This window comes from Phenylobacterium ferrooxidans, assembly GCF_042714595.1.
GTDB lineage: Bacteria > Pseudomonadota > Alphaproteobacteria > Caulobacterales > Caulobacteraceae > Phenylobacterium > Phenylobacterium ferrooxidans.
The window spans coordinates 20,765-41,337 of record NZ_JAOTJD010000041.1 but is presented as its reverse complement, the minus strand read 5'-3'; the positions used below and the strand labels follow the sequence as shown (position 1 = coordinate 41,337).

19 protein-coding genes are annotated in these 20,573 nt (G+C 69.1%); 9 read left to right on the top strand and 10 right to left on the bottom strand.

Annotation, left to right across the window (positions count from 1 at the left end):
- Window positions 1-9 precede the first annotated feature (9 nt).
- The 3 genes from OCL97_RS18205 to OCL97_RS18195 form a co-directional block, all read right to left on the bottom strand.
- Window positions 10-297 carry a putative quinol monooxygenase gene (locus OCL97_RS18205; RefSeq protein WP_304778641.1) on the bottom strand — a complete coding sequence of 96 codons (288 nt, stop codon included), beginning with the start codon at window positions 295-297 and terminating at the stop codon, window positions 10-12.
- Window positions 298-524: 227 nt separating this feature from the next.
- Entirely contained in the window at window positions 525-812 is a 288-nt protein-coding gene (locus tag OCL97_RS18200) for a hypothetical protein (protein WP_304778644.1), read from the bottom strand.
- 102 nt (window positions 813-914) lie between these two features.
- A complete protein-coding gene (locus OCL97_RS18195) occupies window positions 915-1,613 on the bottom strand; it encodes a TerB family tellurite resistance protein (protein WP_377371240.1) in 699 nt (232 codons plus the stop codon).
- Window positions 1,614-1,684: 71 nt separating this feature from the next.
- Between OCL97_RS18195 and OCL97_RS18190 the strand changes: the two genes are divergently transcribed.
- The 3 genes from OCL97_RS18190 to OCL97_RS18180 all read left to right on the top strand — a co-directional run bounded on the left by OCL97_RS18190 (window position 1,685) and on the right by OCL97_RS18180 (window position 9,233).
- On the top strand, window positions 1,685-5,272 hold the full coding sequence (locus tag OCL97_RS18190) for a hydantoinase B/oxoprolinase family protein (protein WP_377371239.1): 3,588 nt from the start codon (window positions 1,685-1,687) through the stop codon (window positions 5,270-5,272).
- A gap of 29 nt (window positions 5,273-5,301) precedes the next feature.
- The gene (locus OCL97_RS18185; protein WP_377371238.1) at window positions 5,302-5,934 is read left to right on the top strand and encodes a hypothetical protein; all 633 of its coding nucleotides are present in this window, start codon (window positions 5,302-5,304) and stop codon (window positions 5,932-5,934) included.
- A gap of 425 nt (window positions 5,935-6,359) precedes the next feature.
- Window positions 6,360-9,233: a TonB-dependent receptor domain-containing protein gene (locus tag OCL97_RS18180; protein ID WP_377371237.1), complete on the top strand. Its 2,874-nt coding sequence runs from the start codon at window positions 6,360-6,362 to the stop codon at window positions 9,231-9,233.
- A 68-nt stretch (window positions 9,234-9,301) separates the two neighbouring features.
- Here the strand turns inward: OCL97_RS18180 and OCL97_RS18175 are convergent, their stop codons facing one another.
- Complete coding sequence (locus OCL97_RS18175) at window positions 9,302-9,721, bottom strand: GNAT family N-acetyltransferase (RefSeq protein WP_377371236.1); 420 nt, start codon at window positions 9,719-9,721, stop codon at window positions 9,302-9,304.
- Window positions 9,722-9,941: 220 nt separating this feature from the next.
- Window positions 9,942-11,183 (bottom strand): glutamate carboxypeptidase, encoded by a 1,242-nt coding sequence (locus OCL97_RS18170; protein ID WP_377371235.1) that lies wholly within the window; start codon window positions 11,181-11,183, stop codon window positions 9,942-9,944.
- A 145-nt stretch (window positions 11,184-11,328) separates the two neighbouring features.
- On the opposite strand from OCL97_RS18170, the gene OCL97_RS18165 reads away from it, so the two are divergent.
- From OCL97_RS18165 to OCL97_RS18150, 4 genes are all read left to right on the top strand, one after another.
- Window positions 11,329-12,393, top strand: coding sequence for a S41 family peptidase (locus OCL97_RS18165; protein ID WP_377371234.1), 1,065 nt, complete (start codon window positions 11,329-11,331; stop codon window positions 12,391-12,393).
- A 39-nt stretch (window positions 12,394-12,432) separates the two neighbouring features.
- Entirely contained in the window at window positions 12,433-13,071 is a 639-nt protein-coding gene (locus OCL97_RS18160; RefSeq protein WP_377371233.1) for a DsbA family protein, read from the top strand.
- Between the two features lie 2 nt (window positions 13,072-13,073).
- Window positions 13,074-14,252 carry a BaiN/RdsA family NAD(P)/FAD-dependent oxidoreductase gene (locus OCL97_RS18155; RefSeq protein WP_377371232.1) on the top strand — a complete coding sequence of 393 codons (1,179 nt, stop codon included), beginning with the start codon at window positions 13,074-13,076 and terminating at the stop codon, window positions 14,250-14,252.
- A 136-nt stretch (window positions 14,253-14,388) separates the two neighbouring features.
- Window positions 14,389-15,546: a pentapeptide repeat-containing protein gene (locus OCL97_RS18150; protein ID WP_377371231.1), complete on the top strand. Its 1,158-nt coding sequence runs from the start codon at window positions 14,389-14,391 to the stop codon at window positions 15,544-15,546.
- A 106-nt stretch (window positions 15,547-15,652) separates the two neighbouring features.
- Here the strand turns inward: OCL97_RS18150 and OCL97_RS18145 are convergent, their stop codons facing one another.
- From OCL97_RS18145 to OCL97_RS18135, 3 genes are read right to left on the bottom strand one after another with little or no spacing between them, the layout of a single operon-like run.
- Window positions 15,653-16,018, bottom strand: a complete 366-nt coding sequence (locus OCL97_RS18145; protein ID WP_377371230.1) for an EthD domain-containing protein — start codon at window positions 16,016-16,018, stop codon at window positions 15,653-15,655.
- 20 nt (window positions 16,019-16,038) lie between these two features.
- A complete protein-coding gene (locus OCL97_RS18140; protein WP_377371229.1) occupies window positions 16,039-16,869 on the bottom strand; it encodes a 5'-methylthioadenosine/S-adenosylhomocysteine nucleosidase in 831 nt (276 codons plus the stop codon).
- Between the two features lie 2 nt (window positions 16,870-16,871).
- Entirely contained in the window at window positions 16,872-17,249 is a 378-nt protein-coding gene (locus OCL97_RS18135) for a VOC family protein (protein ID WP_377371228.1), read from the bottom strand.
- A 275-nt stretch (window positions 17,250-17,524) separates the two neighbouring features.
- On the opposite strand from OCL97_RS18135, the gene OCL97_RS18130 reads away from it, so the two are divergent.
- A complete protein-coding gene (locus OCL97_RS18130; protein ID WP_377371227.1) occupies window positions 17,525-17,800 on the top strand; it encodes a hypothetical protein in 276 nt (91 codons plus the stop codon).
- 87 nt (window positions 17,801-17,887) lie between these two features.
- On the opposite strand, the gene OCL97_RS18125 is transcribed toward OCL97_RS18130, so the two are convergent.
- Window positions 17,888-18,496 (bottom strand): nucleotidyltransferase domain-containing protein, encoded by a 609-nt coding sequence (locus OCL97_RS18125; protein ID WP_377371226.1) that lies wholly within the window; start codon window positions 18,494-18,496, stop codon window positions 17,888-17,890.
- 148 nt (window positions 18,497-18,644) lie between these two features.
- Between OCL97_RS18125 and OCL97_RS18120 the strand changes: the two genes are divergently transcribed.
- Window positions 18,645-19,031, top strand: a complete 387-nt coding sequence (locus OCL97_RS18120) for a response regulator (protein ID WP_377371225.1) — start codon at window positions 18,645-18,647, stop codon at window positions 19,029-19,031.
- Window positions 19,032-19,069: 38 nt separating this feature from the next.
- On the opposite strand, the gene OCL97_RS18115 is transcribed toward OCL97_RS18120, so the two are convergent.
- Window positions 19,070-20,563 carry a sensor histidine kinase gene (locus OCL97_RS18115; RefSeq protein WP_377371224.1) on the bottom strand — a complete coding sequence of 498 codons (1,494 nt, stop codon included), beginning with the start codon at window positions 20,561-20,563 and terminating at the stop codon, window positions 19,070-19,072.
- Window positions 20,564-20,573 lie beyond the last annotated feature (10 nt).

The following is a 20,573-nucleotide window of genomic DNA, read 5'->3' as shown; positions in this document are numbered from 1 at the left end:
CCCCGCCTCCTACACGCCGTCGAGGTATTCGATCTCGGGGCGGCCGCCCATGCAGGGGCCCATCTTCGCGCCCGCGGCCTTGAAGTAGTCGGTGCCGCCGTGGGCGGTCAGGGACTCCTGGTCCTTGTAGAGCTCGAGGACCTTGTAGATCTGCGGATCGGTGCGGCTCTTGGTGAGCTGGTAGGCGATGTTGCCAGGCTCATTGGCCCGCACCTGCTTGGCGAGGTCGGTGAAGATCGCCTCGAACTCCGCGTTCTTGCCTTCAGCGACCTTCAGGACCGCGATCACACCAATCATGCCGTTCTCTCCCAACGCTTGTTTGAGGCGACGGTAGATTGGGTGGTTGAGAGCCGCAAGCCCTACGCCGCGTCATCCTAGGCCTTGTGCCTAGGACCCCTCTGTCGGTCGCGTTGAGCCGCCGGGCGCGCACAGTCGCATCCGCTTCAGCCGGCGAAAATTTGGCAGTGTTGAGAGGGGTCCTAGGCACAAGGCCTAGGATGACGGGATGACCCGGATGAGCGGACCTACCGCCGCTCGTTCCAGCCGTAGGCGACCCAGTGGTGGCCGCCCAGGTTGCGGGCTTCGATGATCCCGTCGTCGCGCTGCGCATGGGCCGTGCGCTTGGCGCGCAGGGCCAGACCGGCCAAGGCCAGCAGGGCCGAGGACATCACCGCGATCACCACCACCGTGGCGGCGGCGAACAGGGCCAGGACCGCGGCGATGACGACAGCCGCGGTGGTGGCGAGAGCGCCGCCCAGCACCGCGAAGCTGCGGAGCGCCGAACCGTGCTTGCGGGCGAATTCCCTGACCATGGCTTCCTCTGGCGCCACCTCTTCCGGTGGCTGCTACGATTATGTTGTTCGGGCGACGCCCGTCGTCAACGCTTCACAACTCAAAAACCAACGAAATCTGACCTATGCCGCCCCTTCGAGCGCCAATTCCCGGCGCTCGCGCATGATGGTGTCGAAGGCGGCGTTGATGGAGGCGGCCTTGGCCTCCGCCACCTCGATGAACTCCGAGGGCAGGCCGCGGGCCCGCGCCCGGTCGGGGTGGGACACCACCAGGGCGCCCTTCCAGGCGCTGCGGACCGCATCGTCGGGCGCGTCGTGGGCCACCCCCAGCACGCCATAGGGATCGTCGGCGCCCAGGCCCAGGTGGGTCGCCCTCAGCCGCCGGAACACCAGGGGCGAAAAGCCGAACAGGCTCGAGACGCTCTCCAGGTAGCTCAGCTCGTCATGGGTCACCGCGCCATCCGAACCGGCGATGTGAAACAGGCCGTCCAGCACATCTTCCAGCAGGGTCGGGCAGTTGCGGTAGCGCTTGGCCAGGCGGGTCGCATAGCTCTCGTAACCTCGGGTCGTCTGGCGGGCGAGATCGTACAGGCGGTGAATGTTGCGCTCGGACGCGGCGTCGGTCTGGAACACCTCGGCGAAGGCGTCGAACTCGCCGACGCTGGCCCGGCCGTCGACCTTGGCGAGCTTGGCGCCCAGGGCCGTGACAGCAGTCGTGAAGGTGGGGTCCTCGCCGGGCAGACCCGGAGGACACTCATCGCAGTCTTCGCAACCATCTGGGCGGCGGACGGCGAGCCCAGCAATGTTGCGCCAGAAACTCATGGGAGTATCGACAAGCCTAGTTCCGCACTGCGGCGAACACAACGCGCATCGCACCCGAGGCAGGTTAAGTTTTGGACAGACTCTGGAATTTCTGGATCGACCGCGGCGGCACCTTCACCGACGTGATCGGCAAGGCGCAGGATGGCGAGGAGGTGTCGCTGAAGCTGCTGTCCAGTTCGCCGGCCTATGAGGACGCCGCCGTCGAGGCCATGCGCCGGGTGCTGGGGGCGGCCCCAGGCGCCCCCTTCCCGGCCGACCGGGTCGAGGCCATCAAGATGGGCACCACCGTGGCCACCAACGCCCTGCTGGAGCGGCGCGGCGCCAGGACCCTGTTCGTGGCGACCCAAGGCTTCGCCGACGCCCTGGCGATCGGCGACCAGTCGCGGTCCGACCTGTTCGCCCTCAACATCGTGCGCCCCGAGCCGCTCTATTCCGGTGTCGTGGAGGCCCGCGAACGTCTCGCCGCCGACGGCGCGGTTGTCGAATCCCTCGACCGCGACGACCTGGCCGCCAAGCTCAGGCACGCGGTCGCGGAGGGCTACACCGCCGCCGCCATCGCCTTCCTGCACGCCGACCTCAATCCGGAGCACGAGATCGCGGCTGGGGCCCTCGCCCGCGCCGCCGGTTTCGAATTCGTGGCCCTGAGCCACGAGGTCTCACCCCTGCCCCGCTACATCCCTCGCGCCGAGACCACCGTCGCCGACGCCTATCTGACCCCGATCCTGCGCGCCTATGTGGAGAAGGTGGCCGGCGCTGTGGCCGGCGCGCCGCTCTACTTCATGACCTCGGCGGGGGGCCTGGTGCGGGCCGCCGCCTTCCGGGGCCGCGACGCCGTGGTCTCGGGCCCGGCCGGCGGCGTGGTGGGGGTGGCGCAGACCGCCCAGGCCGCCCATGCCCAGCAAGCGCTCGGCTTCGACATGGGCGGCACCTCCACCGATGTCTGCCGTTACGCCGGACGCCTGGAGCGCCGCGACACCGCGCGGATCGCCGGCGTCAAGCTGCGCAGCCCCATGCTGGACGTGGAGACGGTGGCGGCCGGCGGCGGCTCGATCCTGTTCTTCGACGGCCTGCGCGCCCGGGTCGGCCCCCACAGCGCCGGCGCCAATCCCGGTCCCGCCGCCTACGGCCGCGCCGGCCCCGCCACCGTCACCGACGCCAACCTGGTGCTGGGCCGGCTCGATCCGCGCTTCTTCCCAGCGATCTTCGGCCCCGCCGCCGACGCGCCCCTGGATGTCGAGGCCGCCCGCGCGCGCCTGACGGAACTCGCCCAAGCCATGCAGGCCGACAGCGTCGAGGCGGCCGCCGAGGGCTTCGTGGCCATCGCCGTCGAACAGACCGCCCAGGCCGTGCGCCGCATCTCCACCGAGCGTGGCTTCGATCCGCGCGGCCACGCCCTGGTGGCCTTCGGCGGCGCGGCGGGCCAGGTCGGTTGCCAGGTCGCCGAGGCGCTTGGCGTGGACGAAGTCCTGTGCCCCCGCCACGGCAGCGTGCTCTCAGCCTGGGGCATCGGCCAGGCGCGGGTCACGGCCCTCAAGCAGGCCGGTCTGGACGCGGCGCTCGACGACGCCGGCCTCGCCCGCGCCGCCACCCTGTTGGAGGGCGTGGAGGCCGACGCCCGCCAGGCCCTGGCCGACCAGGGCGCCGAAGACGGCGCGCTCACCCGCACCCTGCGCCTGCGCTACGACGGCGCCGACGCCGAACTGCCCACCGCCCTTGGCGCCCTGACCGAGGTGAAGGCCGCCTTTGAAACCGCCCACCGCCGCCTGTTCGGCTTCGTGGAGCCGGACCGAACCATCGTCATCGCCAGCGTCGAGGCGGAGGCCATTCAAAATACCGCTCATCCCCGCGACCGCGAAGCGGCGGCGCGAAGCACCCAAAGCGGGGGCAGCCCATCTCTAGTCCGCGGGGATGAGCGGATCGAGATGTTCGCCCACGGCCAAACCACCCCCGCCCCCATCGTCGCCGCCGAAACCCTGACCACGCTCGACGGCCCGGCCCTCATCGTCCGCCCCGACACCCAGATCGCCCTGCCCCTGGGCTGGCGCGCCGTCGCCGAGGCCGACGGCCTGATCCGCCTGACCCGCGCCGGCGGGGTCCAGACCCGCGCCATCGCCCTGGACCGCCCCGACCCCATCACGCTGGAGCTGTTCAACCGGCGCTTCATGGGGGTGGCCGAGGCCATGGGCGCGGCCCTGGAGCGCACCGCCCACTCGGTGAACATCAAGGAGCGGCTGGACTTCTCCTGCGCCCTCTTCGACGAAGGCGGCGGCCTGGTGGCCAACGCTCCGCACATGCCGGTCCACCTGGGCTCCATGGGCGCCAGCGTGCGGGCCGTCCGCGACCGCCATCCCACGCTGAAGCCCGGCGACGCCTTCGCCCTGAACAATCCCTATGCCGGCGGCACCCACCTGCCCGACATCACCGTGGTCATGCCGGTCTTCATGCCGGGCGCGCGGACCGCGGCCTTCTACGTCGCCGCCCGCGGCCACCATGCCGATGTCGGCGGCGTGCAGCCGGGCTCCATGCCGCCCTTCTCCAGGACCATCGATGAGGAGGGCGTCATGCTGGACGCCATCCCGATCATGCGCGGCGGCGCCTTCCTGGAGGCCGACACCCGCGCGGCGCTCGCCACCGGGCGCTGGCCCTCCCGCGCCCCCGACCGCAACATCGCCGACCTCAAGGCCCAGATCGCCGCCTGCCAGGCCGGCGCCGCAGCCGTCGCCGGGATGATCGACGGCTTCGGCGGCGAGGTCGTGGCCGCCTACATGACCTTCGTGCAGCAGAACGCCACCGCCAGCGTCCGCAGGGCCATCGGCAAGCTGTCGAACGGCGAGGCCCGGGTGCCGATGGACGGCGGCGGCCAGATCATCGTGGTCACCACGGTGGACGCAGAGGCCGGCGAGGCGACCCTGGACTTCCGCCAGTCCGCCGACCAGCTGCCGTCAAACTTCAACGCCCCCTCGGCCATCGTCGACGCCGCGGCCCTCTATGTCTTCCGCACCCTGGTGGACGACGATATCCCGCTGAACTCCGGCTGCCTGGCGCCCCTGAACATCCTGACGCGGCCCGGCTCCATGCTGGCGCCCGCCTCACCCGCCGCCGTGGTGGCCGGCAATGTCGAGACCAGCCAGCACGTGGTGGACGCCCTCTATGCGGCGCTGGGCGTCATGGCCAACGCCCAGGGGTCGATGAACAATTTCACCTTCGGCGACGAGACCCGGCAGTACTACGAGACCCTCTGCGGGGGCGCCGGCGCCACGGCCGATGCCGATGGAGCCAGCGCCGTCCATACCCACATGACCAATTCCCGCCTCACCGACCCGGAGATCCTGGAGCGCCGCTTCCCGGTCCGCGTCGAGACCTACGCCATCCGCCAGGGCTCCGGCGGGGACGGTCTGCGAAAAGGCGGCGACGGCGCGGTGCGCCGCATCCGGTTCCTGGCGCCCATGGAGGCCGCCCTGCTCTCCACCCGCCGCGACCACGCCCCCCAGGGTATCGCGGGCGGCGGCCCGGCCCTGGCGGGCGAGCAGCGTTTGTTCGGCGCTGACGGCGCGGTAAAGGAACTTCCCGGCTGCTTCTCGGTTACAGTCCAGCTTGGCGACGTGATCGAGATCAAAACCCCCGGGGGCGGAGGCTTCGGATCACGCCTCGCCTCCTGATCGACACAGTTTCAAGGTTCCAAGGCCTCATGTCCGCACTCATCGCCGCCCTCGCCCTGTTCGCCGCCGCCGAGCCCGCCGCCGCCGCCGGCGGCGCGCCCGCCGAACTCACCCTCACCGAGGACATGCCCTATCCGGCCGGCGCGCCGCGCGACGATTACGGCCTGGTGGGCTGGTGCTACGGCGCCCTGCGCGGCTACGTCGACCTGCACGACCAGATGATGCCGGACGTCACCGAGATCGAGAAGTCGCCCCCCAGCAATCCCGAAACCACCCTGGCGCAGAAGCTGGCGGCCTACGAAACCATCCAGGTCCGCGCCAAGCAGGACATGAAGCTGTTCGCCCGCGCCATGGAGGCCGCCGAGCGCGCCAGCCTCAAGCCCATCAACATCCTCGGCGCGGCCGCGGTGAAGAAGGGCCACAACGCCTGGGCCGCCGCCGCCAACATGCCCAAGCGTCAGGTCGCCCAGAACTGGATGGGCTGGACCCTGCCGGTCCGCTGCACCCCCACGGCCCACGCCTTGGAACAGCGCGCCAAGCTGATGGGCAAGACCTTCCAGGTGAACACCGACCCGGCCGAGCTTGAGCCCGCGCCGGCGCCTGAAAGCGCGCCCGTCGAAGCGAACCCGGAGACCGCGGGCGCCGTCGCCCCGACTCGGTAACCCAGAGCCCCGACTTTTCTGACGCTGTAAGCGAACCGCCCCGGCTGTCGAACCGACTCCGGCGGCGGTTTTGCGCGTGCATGTTGCGGAAAAACGACAGCGCGACCTTTCTGCCGTGACGTCAACTTTTTACCGACCGGCCGGACTGTTTCCAAAAGCCTTTTTCTGGCGAACTTCGAAGTTTGGGTACGTTTTTGACGTAACTCAGAAAACTGAATCTTGGTTTTCAACTAGTTTTGACAATACAGTCAGCGATAGTTTGCTTCCGCGTCAACTCTGACAGAAAAGAGACTTGAGTTTAAGGACTGTAGCCGCTCTTACCCCGCCAGCGATCTGTCACCATTCAGATGGATAACGCAGTTATATTGAAACAGGGGAAACGCGTGCTTAATACCAGATACCTTGCAGGGGCCTCTTCTATTGCGTTGGCCGCCGTCATCACCCTCAGCGCCGGCCAGGCCTTCGCCCAGGACGTGGATGCCGAAGTTTCCGAAGTCGTCGTCACCGGCTCCTTCATCGCCGGCTCGCCGGAAGACGCGGCCCTGCCGGTAAACGTCATCGGCTCCGACGAAATGCAGAAGCAGGGCTCGCCTTCGACGGTGGACCTGATCAAGTCGATCCCCGCGGTCAGCGGCGCCATCGGCGAATCCAACCAGTTCGGCGCCGGTCAGACGACGGGCTCGGGCAACATCAACCTGCGCGGCCTGGGCGCGACCCGCACCCTGGTGCTGATGAACGGCCGCCGCATGGCCGTCTCCCCCGGCGGCACCTCGGTCGACACCAACCTGATCCCCACGGCCGCCATCGGCCGCCTGGAAGTCCTGAAGGACGGCGCCGCGGCGACCTACGGTTCCGACGCCATCGGCGGCGTGGTCAACTTCATCACCCGCACCAACCTCGACGGGTTCGAGGTGCGCGGCGACTATTCCCACGTCGACGGCTCGGACGGCAACGACTACGGGACGTCCATCGCCTACGGCTGGCGCGGCGACCGCGGCAACATCCTGCTCACCGCCGGCTATCGTCACCGCTCGGAACTCAACACCCGCGAGCGCGACTACACCCGGCGTTCCATCACCGAGAACCCGCAGGGCGGCTGGTCCAGCTTCGGCAACCCGGGCCTCTATCTCTCGAGCACGAACGGCGGACTGAGCTTCACCAGCCCCTATGTCGACCCGTCCTGCAACGCCATCTCCGGCCCCGGCACGGCGGCGAGCTGCAACTTCAACTACATCGGCTTCGACAACCTCACGGAGCGTGAAGAGCACTACCAGCTCTACGGCGAGATCAACTTCGACCTCACCGACACCACCACCTTCCACATGGAAGCCCTCTATGCCGGCCACGACGTGCCGGAAGAGAAGTCCTCGCCCTCCTATCCGCCGAACAACTTCCCGACCTCGGGCCTGACCACCAAGGCCCAGGGCAACGGCTTCTTCATCCCGTCGTCCAACCCCGGCCTGCAGGCCCTGATCGCCAAGGGCCTGGCCCCGGCCTCGGCGGCTACCTCGGGCCTGTTCACCTCGATCGCCTGGCGTCCGATCGGCGTCGGCGGCAACGGCCTCTACGACAACGGCGGCAAGGAAGATAAGCGCAAGTTCACCGCCTATCGCCTCTCGTCGGGCCTGAAGGGCAAGTTCGAGAACGGCATCGGTTGGGACGCCGGCCTGACCTACATGGAAGACTGGAGCGACATCGCCACTCCGGACATCTTGATCTCCCGCCTCCAGCTCGCCCTGCGCGGCCTGGGCGGCGCGGGCTGCAACCCCTCCACCGGCGTCGCCGGCGTGGGCGCCTGCCAGTACTTCAACCCCTTCTCCACCGGCACGGCGGGCAACGTCCTCGACGGCCGCGCCAACCCGAACTACGTAGCCGGGACCGTCAACAACCAGGCGATCCTCGACTACCTGTTCGAGGACTATTCCTATAAGACCCGCACCAAGCTGTTCGCGGCCGACCTGGTCTTCAACGGCGAGCTGCCCATCGACTTCGGCGCCGGCCCCCTGGCCTGGGCCGCCGGCACGCAGTACCGCTGGAGCTCCATCGAGCGTCAGACCAGCGACTACACCAACATCGCCGTCACCCCCTGCACCGACTCTCCGGTGAACCCGGCGGCCACCTGCGTGAACCAGTACGGCGGCTTCTCCTTCTTCGGCCCGCTGACCGACTACAACCTCGACTACGGGGTCATCGCGGGCTTCGGCGAACTGCAGGTTCCGATCTTCGACAGCCTCACCGCCACGCTCGCCGTGCGCTACGAGGACTACGGCGGAAACATCGGCGCCACCACCAACCCCAAGGTCGCCGTGAAGTGGCAAGCCACCGACTGGCTGGCCTTCCGCGCCTCGGCGGGCTCGACCTTCCGCGCCCCGCCGCAGACCCAGATCGCCCCGTCCGTCACCACCTCGCTGGCCTACACCACCGCGGCGGCCGGCTACCGGGCCTATGACGTCTATGGCAACCCGAACCTGGAGCCGGAAAAGGCCAACACCCTGAACGTCGGCGCCATCCTCGAGATCGGCGACTTCAACGCCACCCTCGACTACTGGTCCTTCGACTTCGCCGGTCCGATCGACAACGAGAGCGGCTCGGGCATCATCAACGCGCTGTTCCCGAACGGCACGTCGACGACCCTGCCCAACAACTGCGGCGTGGCGGCCTATGCCGGCCTTCGCAACCGGATCACCTTCAACGACATCAATTCCGACGGAACCCCTGATTGCCTCCCCTCGGCGATCAACCGGACCCGCCTGAACGTCGTCAACGGCCCGGACCTGAAGACCAGCGGCCTGGACTTCGCGGCCAGCTACAAGGCCCGCGACGTGCTGGCCGGCGGCGACCTCTCCTTCGGCCTGGATCTGACCTATGTGCTCAAGTACGAGGTCGCTCCCACCGTCATCGAAGGCGTCACCGTCAAGCCGGCCCGCGACTATGCCGGTACGATGGACTACCTCGGCTACGGCTCGCAGCCGCAGTGGAAGGCCACGGTCTTCGGCGAGTACACCAACGGCGACCACAACCTCCGTTGGACCCTGCGCTACATCGATGGGATGATCGACACCCGCGTCGGCACCTCGACCTTCACGGCCACCAGCCCGCTGGGCCAGAAGATCGACGCCTTCGTCACCAACGACCTCAGCTACCGCGTCTTCCTGCCCTGGGAGACCACGCTGACGGCCGCGGTGATCAACGTCTTCGACGCTGACCCGTCCTTCGCGCGGCTGGACCTCAGCTACGACCCCTTCACCGCCAATCCGCTCGGCCGCTACTTCAAGCTGGGCGTCACCAAAAAGTTCTAGAGGTTCTTCCCCCTCGAGAACTTAACTCAAAGGGCGGCGTCCAAGGACGCCGCCCTTCTTTTTGTCCGCTACAGATCCTTGCGCATGAACCAGCGCGGGAACATCGGCGCTGGTCCGTCGATCTGGCCGAACACCGCAAACCCCAGCCGCTCATAGAAGGCCCGCGCCTGGAAGGCGTAGGTGTCGAGCCACATATTGTGGCAGTTCCGGGCGACCGCCTCGACCTCGGCCTGGGCCATCAGCTCGGTTCCCAGCCCCTCGCCGCGCGCGCCCTCAGGGGTCACCACCAGCCCGATATAGAACGAACCCCAGAGCGAGAGAGCCCAGAGCCCGCCCAGCACCTCTTCGCTGTCCGGCTCGGTGATTGTCAGGGCGAAGGGCGCGCCTTGCGCGTCGCCCACCGTCTTCTCGTTGAAGGCCAGCAAGGGCGCCCAGATGGGCATGTAGGCGTCGTCGGGGCGCGCGGCCCCGCGGATGATCAGGTTCATGTCTTGTCTTTCAGATGATGCGCGCGCGCACAGGCGCTCAGAGCGCGACAGCCGAAAGTGGCAGCCGGTTTCGGCGGCCGTCGCGCTCAAGACATAAAGAATCGCGCGGCCCTGGCGGACCACGCAGTCAGGTCGAACGGGCTGGAGGCGCGGTCAGACCGCGACGAAACCGATCATCATGACGTCAGGCTAGCGGGCCCACGCCGTGGTGGAAAGCGCCCTACTTCTTCGGCGGGTTGGCGCTCAGGTCCATGATCAGCTTGGTCAGCAGATAGAGCCTTGGCGTCACCGACCTCAGGTCCATGAACTCCTTCTCGGAGTGGAAGCCCCCGCCCACCGGGCCGAGCCCGTCCAGGGCCGGCGTGCCCGCCTCATAGGCCAGGGCCGATTGCGAGGCGCCGCCATTGCCGCCGGTGGCGAGCTTCAGGCCGAGGCCCGCATAGATCGCCTGGGCGCGGGCGGCCAGGGCGTCGGTCGCCGGGTTGTTGGCCAGCGGCGGGAAGGCGTTCTCGCGGCTGACCGTCACCGTGGTGTCGGGCACCACCGTGGACTTGGCGCTCTCCTTGACCGCGGCCTCGACCCTGTCGAGATCGGCCTTCTGGCGAGCCCGGATATTGATCTGCCCCCGCGCGGCCTCGGGGATGATGTTGTGGCGCGTGCCGGCCTGGATCGTGGTCAGGTTGACGGTCAGCCCGTCGCCGGAGCGCGGGAAGCTCTCCACCGCGGCGAGCTGATGGATCAGTTCGACGGCGGCGTTGCGGCCGTCCTGGGGCGCGACCCCGGCGTGGGCGGCGCGGCCCTTCACATCGATGTTCAGGGTCATGGAGCCCTTACGCCAGACCGTGATCACGTCCGGCGCGTCGCCCGGCTCCAGGTTCAGCTCCACATCGTGGGCGCGCACCAGCCTGTCGATCAGGGCGCGCGTGCCCGGCGAGCCCCGCTCCTCGCTCGTGTCGAGGAGGAAGGTGATCCGCTCGAAGTTCGTGAAGCGCAGGTCGCGCAGGATCTGCAGCGCATACAGGCCCTCGACCACCCCGCCCTTCTCGTCGGCCACGCCGGGGCCGCGAGCATGGTCGCCCTCCACCGAATAGGACCACTTGGCCACCGTGCCCGGCCCGAACACCGTGTCGATGTGGCCGATCATCAGGATCCTCGCCTTGCCGGACCCGGTCAGGGTCGCCACCGTGTTCTCGGGCAGGCCGGGGATCTCGGCCGGCACGGTCTCGATGGTCATGCCCAGGGCCTTCAGCCGGGGGACCAGCAGGGCCGTGACCTTGCGCCCGCCCTCGATGTCGCCGGTGCCGCTGTCGATGTTCACCACCTGCTCCAGCAGGTCGAGCTGGCCCGCGCGGGCCTTCTCCGCGGCGGCCCACACCTTGGCGTCCTTGCCCGCGGCCAGGGCCGGCGCCGTGCTCACCAGCAGGGCGGCCACCGCCGCCATCGCAACCCGACTCGCACCCATTCCGTCACTCCCGATCCCAGGGCGCGGAGTGTGGCGCTCAGGCGCCCGCAATCAAGCTGAAACCGAGGCTCGGCCAAGCTTACGGGAGCTTAATTTGCCCTCCTCCCGCGGCTTGCCTATCAGCGCCGCAGTCAGGGAGACCCTCATGCGTCGTCATCTGCTGGCCGCCGGCGCGGCCCTCATTCTCGCCACCGGTCTGTCCGCCGCCCAGGCCCAGCCCGCGTCGGCGCCCGCCACGGCGCCCGCCGTCAAGCCGATGGACGCCGCCGAGCGCCGCGACGTCGTCGAGAAGCTGGCCAAGACCCTGGACGCCAACTTCGTCTTCCCCGAGATCGGCGCCCGCTATGCCGCCATGCTGCGCGCCAACCTCGCCAGCGGCGCCTATGACAGCCTGACCGATCCCGACGCCTTCGGCGCCAAGGTCACCGCCGACCTCCAGGCTGTGGCCCCGGACGGCCACCTGCGCCTGGCGACCCAGACGGCTTTCCAGGCGCGCCGGCCGTCGCCCGCCGATGTGCCGGCCAGCGCCCGGCCCGTGGGCGCGCCCGGCCTGGAGGAGACCGCGATGATCGGCGACGTCGCCTATCTCCGCTTCAACCAGTTCACCGGCGATCCGGAGACGGTCCGCAAGGCCCGCGCCTTCCTGCTGGCCCACGCCGACGCCAAGGCCGTCATCATCGACGCGCGCCCGCACCGCGGCGGCGGCCTCGACGAAATGGACGCCATCCTGCCGCTGTTCTACGCCAAGACCACGCACCTGGTTCGAATGGACACCCGGGCCGGGATCGAGGACGAGGGTCCGATGGCCGACGGTCCGACCCTGGTGCGCCAGAACTCCGCGCCCACCCTGGTCAGCCACGACCACGTCGTGATCCCCGACACCACCGAGACGCGCCTCCAGACCGCGCCCATCTACTATCTGACCTCCCGGCGCAGCGCCTCGGCCGCCGAGCACCTGGCGCTCGCCTTCAAGCGCACCCACCGCGCCACCCTGGTGGGCGAGACCACCCGCGGCGCCGGTCACTATGGCGGCCTGCTGGACATCGGCGACCGCTTCGCCGCCTTCGTCCCCGTCGGCCGCTCCTACGACCCCGACACCAACTGGGGCTGGGAAGGCAAGGGCGTCACCCCCGACGTGGCCGTCCACACCGACCAGGCCCTGGACGAGGCCCTCAAGCTCGCCAAGGCCAAGGGCGCGCATCCGAACTAGGTGCGCGCGCCGGTGGCCGGGTGTTACACTCAGCTCACCATGCAGACCCCGCACCTGATCTACTTCGCCGACGCCATGTGCTCGTGGTGCTACGGCTTCTCGCCGGTGATCGCCGACATCCGCAGGACCTTCGGCCGCACCCTGCCCATCCAGTTGATCATGGGGGGCCTGCGTCCGGGGACCGACACGCCCATGACCGACAAGGCCAAGACCGAGCTCGCGGGCCACTGGACCCACGTCACCGAGGCCTCGGGCCTGCCCTTCGACCCTGACGTGCTGGACACCCCGGGCTTCCTCTATGACACCGACCCGGCGGCCCGCGCCGTGGTCTTCGTGCGCCGCCATGACACCGAGCTGGCCCTGACCTTCCTCGCTGACCTGCAGGCCGCCTTCTACGCCCAGAACCGCAACATCGCCGATCCGGAGGTCCTGGCCACCCTGATCACCGAGCGCGAGATGGACGGCCAGCGCTTCCTCGACATCTTCGACAGCGACGACCTCAAGCACGAGACCTGGCGCGACTACGGAACCTCGCAGCAGGCCGGCGTCACCGGCTTCCCGACCCTGATCGCGGGCCCCATGGAGACCGGCGCCTATGCCGTCGTCACCCGAGGTTACCAGTCGGGCGAGACCGTGATCCCGACCCTGGAAGCCTGGCTCTCCGGCCCGCTCAACTAGCCATGCAGAGCTTCGACGTGGTGGTGGTGGGCGCCGGCGCCGCCGGGATGATGTGCGCCATCGAGGCGGGCAATCGCGGCCGCTCGGTCCTGGTGATCGATCACGCCAAGGCGGCCGGCGAGAAGATCCGCATCTCCGGCGGCGGCCGCTGCAACTTCACCAATCTGGGCGCCAGCACGAACAACTTCATCTCCGCCAACCCCCGCTTCGCCAGGGGACCGCTGCGCCGCTACCGGCCGCGCGACTTCATCGACCTGGTGGACCGCTACGGTATCGCCTGGCACGAAAAGACCCTGGGCCAGCTGTTCTGCGACGACAGCGCCAAGGACATCATCGCGATGCTGCTGGCGGAGATGAAGGCCGCCCGTGTCCAGCTGCGGCTGGACACCGCCGTCGCCAAGGTGACCAGGACCGCGACCGGCTTCGAGCTCGCCCTGCCGGGCGGCGTGGTGTCCTGCGCGTCCCTGGTCGTGGCCACCGGCGGCAAGTCGATCCCGAAGATGGGCGCCACCGGCTGGGGCTACGAGATCGCCGCCCAGTTCGGCCTGCCCATGGTCGAGACCCGCCCCGCCCTGGTCCCCCTGACCTTCGAGGTCGGCGCCCTGGAGCGGCTGAAGCCCCTGGCCGGCGTGGCGGTCGACGCCGTGGTCGCCTGCGGCAAGACCAGGTTCGCCGAGGCCATGCTCTTCACCCATCGCGGCCTGTCGGGGCCCGCCATCCTGCAGATCTCGTCCTATTGGCGCGAGGGCCAGGAGATCACGGTCGCCATGGCGCCTGGCGTCGACCTGATGGCGGCCATGAAGCTCGCCAAGACCACCCGCGGCCGCCAGGCTGTGGCCACCGTGCTCGCCGACCATCTCCCCAAGCGCCTGGCCCAGATGATCGCCGAGGACGAGGGCGCGCTCGGCAACATCGCCGACCTGCCCGACAAGGTGCTGACCCGCGTGGACGCCGCGGTGAACCATTGGACCGTCAAGCCGGTGGGCTCGGAAGGCTATCGCACCGCCGAGGTCACCCTGGGGGGCGTCGACACCCAGGCGCTGGACCCCGCAACCCTGCAGGCCCTTGCGGTTCCCGGCCTCTATTTCATCGGTGAGGTGGTCGACGTCACCGGCTGGTTGGGCGGGTACAACTTCCAATGGGCCTGGTCCTCGGGATGGTGCGCGGGCCAGGCGGCATAAGGCCCCAAGCTTGACCATACTGCGTCAATCCGTCCCACGGTCTTCACCAAGTCCCGTTCAGTTTTTTTCATCTTCTGCCCGCAACGTGCGGTTTCATCACGAACGGCCCAAATGGCCGAACGCGCGTGGGGTCTGGGTGCAGAAAGCCGTCGAACCATTCACCCAGGCCGAACTGGTGGGCCACGTCCTCAGCCATGAGAAGTTCCTGGCCGGCAGCCCCGGCGGGCGCCGGATGATCCTGCCCATGGTCGATCTCACCGGCCTGGCCATGCCCCGCCGCAACCTCGCCGACGCCGACCTCAGCGGCGCCAGCATGCGCGGCTGCGACCTCTCCGGGACCATCCTCGACCGCGCCATGCTGTTTGGCAGCGACCTGCGCGGGTCCAACTTGGCCGGCGCCAGCCTCAGCCGCGCCGACCTGCGCGGCGCCGTGCTGTGCGGCGCCGACCTCTCCGACGCCGACCTGACCGACGCCGACTTCCGCCCCGGCCAGATCGCCGCCCACTCGGCCCTCGGCTTCGTGGCGGTCTCCCAGCGCCAACGCGCCGGCATGCCCGACGGCATCTCCAGCCGCATCCGCGCCGATGTGAACACCGCCTTCGCCACCGACTTCTCCGACGCCACCCTGCGCGGCGCCAAGATGAACGGCGCCAAGATGAAGTCCGCCAACTTCACCAGCGCCCTGCTGGAGGAGGCCGACTTCACCAGCGCCAATCTGGAGAACGCCGACTTCACCAACGCCGTGCTGTCGGGCGCCCAGCTCATGGGCTCCACCACCCACGACGCCATCATGGACCGCGTGGTTCACGCCCCCTCGGCCGACGCGCTGGCCAGGCGACCGGCCCTGCTGGAGGCCCTGGCCGGCCATCAGGTCTGGTGCCTCACCAACGGCAAGCAGGGCGGCGCGGCCCAGGTCGAAGGGGCCGATCTCCGCGTCGTCGGCGACGCCCTGGCCGCTGGCCAGCTCACCGGCCTTCAGGCCCCCGGCGCCTGTTTCGTGCGCCTCAATCTGGAGGGCGCCTTCCTGCAGGCGGCCAATCTCGAGGGCGCCGACCTGCGCGGGGCCAACCTGCGGGGCGCGGACCTGCGCGGCGCCCGCCTGACCGGCGCCAACCTGGCCCGCGCCGACCTGCGCGGCGCGATCCTGACGCACATGGAGATCGGCGGCCGCACCACCGCCACCGACCTCACCGGCGCCCGCTTCAGCTACGCCGACTGCCGCGGCGCCCAGCTCTCGCCGGGCCAGCTTGACCTGGCCGACGCGGCTGAGGCGCGGTTCGACCGGGCGGCCTAGAGCCTTTTAGGGTCAGATGAAATCTGACCCGTTCAAAAAGGCTATAAGTTCAAAGTGTAGAGCGCGTCGGACGGGTTAACCGGCCTCCACTTAACCCTGACGCGCTCTAGAAGATCACCCGCTCCTGACCCCACCAGAGGGGCGAGCGGGCATGGTCGATGAACCTGCGCTCGTCCTCCAGCAACAGCCGCGCCGCCGCCTGGGCCGCGGGTTTCGTCATCAGCGCGCCCAGCGCCTCCAGGCTCTCGTACCAGAGCTGCGCCACCCCGTCGTAGGGCTGCGGCGCATCGCGGCTGGCCCGCACCGGCTCGGAGAATTGGTCGGGCAGGCTATGCATCTGGACATAGCGCTGGATGCCCAGCACCTCGCGCACGCTGGTCACCAGGGGCCCATGGGTCCCATGCCAATAGGCCTGGAAATCCTCCCGGCTCAGGCTCGGCAGGCGCACCAGGGCGAAGGTGAGCTTGATCATCGGTGTCTCCTCTTTGGCGACTATAGCGCCCGCAGGATCCCCATCGTCACCAGGGCCGCGTTGTCCGAGGCCAGCTGATTGAAGGCGGTATAGAGCTTGTCCCCGTCGCCGGCGCCGGCCAGGCTCGACAGTCCGCGGACCGCCACGAACGGCTTGGCGTTGCACCACGCCACATGGGCCACCGCCGCGCTCTCGCAGTCCAGCACGCCGGCCTCGAAGGTGGCGAAAACATAGTCCCGCAGCTCGGTGTTGTTGACGAAGGCCGCGCCCGACACGCCATTGCCGCCGACCACCACCTTGGGCGTCTTGTCCAACTGCGCCGCGCCGGCGCCCTTCGACAGCACCACAGCCGCCGAAAGCTTGCGCGCCGCCGCCAGCATGGCTGGCCCTACGGGGAACCAGAACCGCCGCTCGGTCTCGCCGTCGGGGCCGGTCACCATCACCGGCTTGGGGAACATCATCCCGAAATTGCCATAGCCGCTGGGGATGCCCGAGGCTGGCTCGAACCCCGAGGGGCCTTCGCGGCCCATCACCACCTCAAGGTACTGGCCCCACTGGCTGGCCACGAAGACGTCGCCCACCTTCAGCTCAGGATCGACCCCGCCCGCGCAGCCGCTCACCACCAGATGGGTCACGTTAAACAGGTCCAGGGTGCGCTGAGCCATCATGGCCGCATTGACCATCGACACCCCGCAGCAGACCAGCACCACCGCCTTGCCCGCCAGCGTGCCGGTGGTGAAGGCCGCACCGGCCACCCCATGCTCAGTGGTGTCGGTGAGGACCTTGCGCAGGGCGCTCAGTTCGCTCGCCATGGCGCCCAGCACTGCGATCCGGGGGGTGTCGTCCAGCATGCCTACTCCCGAGTGTCCTGCACGCAGAAGGCCGCGCCCTCCGGATCGAGCATCACTGTGTGAGTGTCATGGGTATCACGCACCGTCCCCCCCAGGGCGACAATCCGCGCCACCTCCTCGCGCCGAGGCCCGCCGACGACGTCCAGGTGCATCCGGCGCCCGGGCGTCAGCGCCGCCACCTGCTGAAAGCAGAGCATCGGCCCCGGTCCGTCCACCATCACCGAGGGATCGGTTTCCGGCGTCAGGCCCAGACCCGCCAGCCGCGCGATCTCGGCGGCGTCATAGGCGCGCACCTCATAGCCCTCCAGCACCCCGGCCCAGAACCGGGCCAGGGACGCCGGATGCAGGCTGTCGACGACGATCTCGCGGATCCAGGCCATCTTTTGCGTCTCTCCGGGCGGCATCCTAGCCTGTCGGATCGCGCCGCCCTGCTTCGTCCTTTGGAAAAAGGAGATACGCCATGAGCACCGACTTCGACCGCCTCGCGGCCCCCACCGGGGAGTATGCACAGGCTTGGCACGAATTCGTGATGGAACCGGGAACGAGGTTGTGATCGCAGCGTTGTGGTGAGGCTCCGGCCTTGGCGGGAGCACTGAACGCCACGCGGGGGTGGCGGTCAGCTCAAGCCAAATCCCCCCAAAATTCGGAGACGACCATGCGTTTTGCCACCCTGATGACTGTTGCCGCCCTCGGCCTCGCCGCCGCCGCTTGCACCAAGAAGGAAGAAGCCACGACCCCGGTCGCCGCTGACGCCACCGCCGATCAGGCCGCCGCCGCCGCCGACACCGCCGCCGACGTCGCGGTGGACGCTGCCGACACCGCCACCGACGCCGCCAAGGAAGCCGGCGACAAGGCCGAAGACGCCATGAAGGCCGCCGGTGAAGCCACCGAAGACAAGGTCGATGCGGCCGCTGACGCCTCCAAGAACTAAGACCGGACCGGGGACGCCTCGCCGCGTCCCACCGGGTTGACCTAGATCAGGGCTCTGATCGCCTCTCCAGGCGGTCGGAGCCTCTTTCTATGGGGCCAGGCGCGCCAGCCAGGGGTGGCCGGGATAGAGACGCGCGATCAGCGTTCGCAGCCACACCGTCGCGGCCTCATCCAGCAAGGGCGCGAAAAGCGTGAAGTCCGCTTCGTCTTTCGGCCGGAGCTTGGCGGCCTTGTACAGCAGCGCACCCTCCGGCTTCAGATAGGGCACGCCGGTCGGCGACCGCCCCATCATCTGCGCCCTTGGGGCTGTCACGCTCTCGTCGCGCCGGAACACCCAGGTCGCGGCGTCACCCGGCTCGGCCATGACGTCCAGCCGCCAGGCGCCACCCTCCGCCACCCAGATCTGGTACTTGTCTTCCGGCGGCTCGGCCCCGGGCGCCAAGGTGAGAACCTCGCCGTCCCCCACCGAATAGACATCAAGTCCCGCCAGCCGCGCCCGCATCTCCGGCAGGAACGGCTTGGGGATGGCGATCTCAAGATCCTCATGCGGGCGGCTCTCGCGACCCAGCCAGACATCCAGGGCCCAGCCGCCCACCACGCACCAGGGCGCGGCGATGCCGGCCAGCCGGGCGGCCGCCTCCTCCGGCGTCCAGGCGTCCCAGGCTTCCAGCGGCGGGCCGTCCCAGTGGGGCGTCATGGCGGCCTCGCGTGTTTGAAAGGACTCAGTGTGTCTTGAAACCCACGCCGAGGCCAGGTGTCGGCTAGGTGACACTTCTCCTCGCAACCATCTGTCGGTGGCCGCATTCAGACGTGACGGCGAAGACGCCGGAGTCCGGGGTTGGATCTTGCGTATTCTGATTGTCGAAGACGAGATTTTGGTCGCCATGGAACTTGAGGAAACCCTCAACGACCTGGGCCATACCGTCGTGGGCATCGCTCCGGACTGGCGCACCTTCGAGGCCTTCGCGGCCGAGGAGATCGACGTCGCCCTCGTGGACCTGAACCTCCGCGACGGCGAGACCGGCGTGGACATCGGCCGCGCCCTGGCCGACCGCCGCGCCGCCGTGATCTTCGTCACCGCCAATCCCGGCCTGCTGCGCGACGGCGTCGCCGGCACGATCGGCGTCCTCCACAAGCCCGCCAGCCGCAAGGCCGTCGCCGATGTCGTGGAATACGCTGGCCGACGCAGCGCCCTGCTCTCGCCCCCGGGCGAACTGCGGCTGTTTGCGTAGAGGGTTTCCTTCTCCCGCAAGGGGAGAAGGACAAGGTGCTAGTTCACCCGGCTCGGCCGCGTGAACGACGTCGCCGGCGCGGTCATGGTGACCATCAAGCCTTCCGGCAGCCATTCGCGGATCAGGGTCCCGCCCAGCTGGCCCTCCACCGAGACCTTCGAGAGCGTCGAGCCGAAGCCGTCCGAGGCCGGCGGCCCCGCCACGGACGGACCGCCGCTCTCACGCCAGCTCAGGCGGTAGGCATCCCCCACCCGTTCGGCGGTGATGGCTACATGTCCCTCTGGCGCCGACAGCGCCCCGTACTTGGCGGCGTTGGTAGCCAGCTCATGAAAGATCAGCGCCAGCGGGGTGGCGGCCCGGTCATCGATGGGGATGTCGTCACCGGCCACGCTGATCCGCAGGCCGCCGGCGCCGTCATAGGGCGCGAACAGTTCGGTCAGCAGGGCGAAGGCGGTCGCGGCCCGGGCGTTGGGCTGCGACACCTTGCTGTGGGGCCGCACGAAATCGTGGGCCCGGCCGAGGGCCATGACCCGGTCGCGCAGGGCCATGGCATAGGCCTTGGACTCCGGATGGGTGCGCGCCGACAGCGAGATCAGGCCCGAGATCACCGCGAAGATGTTCTTGATCCGGTGGCTCAGCTCCTGGCTGACCAGCTCCCGCTCCTCGGCCAGCCGCTTGGCGTCGTCGATGTCGGTACAGGTGCCGAACCAGCGGGTGATCTGGCCCGCCTCGTCACGGATCGGCAGGGCGCGTCCCAGGGTCCAGCGATAGGCGCCGGAGTGGTGTCGCAACCGGTACTCGATCTCATAGGGGTCGCCGGTCGCCAGGCTGTGGCTCCAAAGGGCCCGGGCCCGCTCCTGATCGTCGGGGTGGAACATGTCGTTCCAGCCTTCGCCGTCCGTGGAGCCGGCGGGCACGCCGGTGAACTCGTACCAGCGGGCGTTGTAATAGTCGTGAAAGCCGTCCGGTTGGGTCGACCACACCATCTGCGGCATGGAGTCGGCGATGGCCCGGAACCGGTCTTCCCCATCCTTCAGGCGGGCGGTCTGGGCGCGCATGGCCAGCTGCGCCATGACCTGGCGCGCCAGGGCCAGCAGGGTCTCGGTCTCGTCGGCGCTCAGGCCCTGCGGGCGGGGCACGGTGTCGATGACCGCCACCGAGCCGATGGGCACGCCATCGGGGCTGTCGACCCGCGCGCCTGCGTAGAACCGCAGGAACGGCGCCCCGGTCACCAGGGGATTGTCGGCGGTCCGCGGGTCGGCCGTCAGGTCGCAAAACAGCTGGATGTCGTCGCACACCAGGACATGACGGCAGATCGCCATCTCCACCGGGGTCTCGCTGACCTCCAGCCCGATCCTGGCCTTGAACCACTGGCGATCGGCGTCGACGAAGCTCACCACCGCGATCGGCGCCTTGCAGACCAGGGCCGCCAGGCGCACGACGTCGTCGAAGGCGGTCTCCGCCGCTGTATCCAGGATTCCCGTCGCCATGAGCGACCGGACCCGGGCCTCCGTGATACGCGCTTCGGTCACCTGCTCAGCT

Coding starts and splice junctions, on each gene's coding strand:
- OCL97_RS18175 (WP_377371236.1), bottom strand. CDS start 9,721: ATGAACCTGATCATCCGCGGGGCCGCGCGCCCCGACGACGCCTACATG.
- OCL97_RS18170 (WP_377371235.1), bottom strand. CDS start 11,183: ATGGGTGCGAGTCGGGTTGCGATGGCGGCGGTGGCCGCCCTGCTGGTG.
- OCL97_RS18165 (WP_377371234.1), top strand. CDS start 11,329: ATGCGTCGTCATCTGCTGGCCGCCGGCGCGGCCCTCATTCTCGCCACC.
- OCL97_RS18135 (WP_377371228.1), bottom strand. CDS start 17,249: ATGGCCTGGATCCGCGAGATCGTCGTCGACAGCCTGCATCCGGCGTCC.
- OCL97_RS18185 (WP_377371238.1), top strand. CDS start 5,302: ATGTCCGCACTCATCGCCGCCCTCGCCCTGTTCGCCGCCGCCGAGCCC.
- OCL97_RS18200 (WP_304778644.1), bottom strand. CDS start 812: ATGGTCAGGGAATTCGCCCGCAAGCACGGTTCGGCGCTCCGCAGCTTC.
- OCL97_RS18155 (WP_377371232.1), top strand. CDS start 13,074: ATGCAGAGCTTCGACGTGGTGGTGGTGGGCGCCGGCGCCGCCGGGATG.
- OCL97_RS18130 (WP_377371227.1), top strand. CDS start 17,525: ATGCGTTTTGCCACCCTGATGACTGTTGCCGCCCTCGGCCTCGCCGCC.
- OCL97_RS18195 (WP_377371240.1), bottom strand. CDS start 1,613: ATGAGTTTCTGGCGCAACATTGCTGGGCTCGCCGTCCGCCGCCCAGAT.
- OCL97_RS18160 (WP_377371233.1), top strand. CDS start 12,433: ATGCAGACCCCGCACCTGATCTACTTCGCCGACGCCATGTGCTCGTGG.
- OCL97_RS18125 (WP_377371226.1), bottom strand. CDS start 18,496: ATGACGCCCCACTGGGACGGCCCGCCGCTGGAAGCCTGGGACGCCTGG.
- OCL97_RS18145 (WP_377371230.1), bottom strand. CDS start 16,018: ATGATCAAGCTCACCTTCGCCCTGGTGCGCCTGCCGAGCCTGAGCCGG.
- OCL97_RS18205 (WP_304778641.1), bottom strand. CDS start 297: ATGATTGGTGTGATCGCGGTCCTGAAGGTCGCTGAAGGCAAGAACGCG.
- OCL97_RS18140 (WP_377371229.1), bottom strand. CDS start 16,869: ATGCTGGACGACACCCCCCGGATCGCAGTGCTGGGCGCCATGGCGAGC.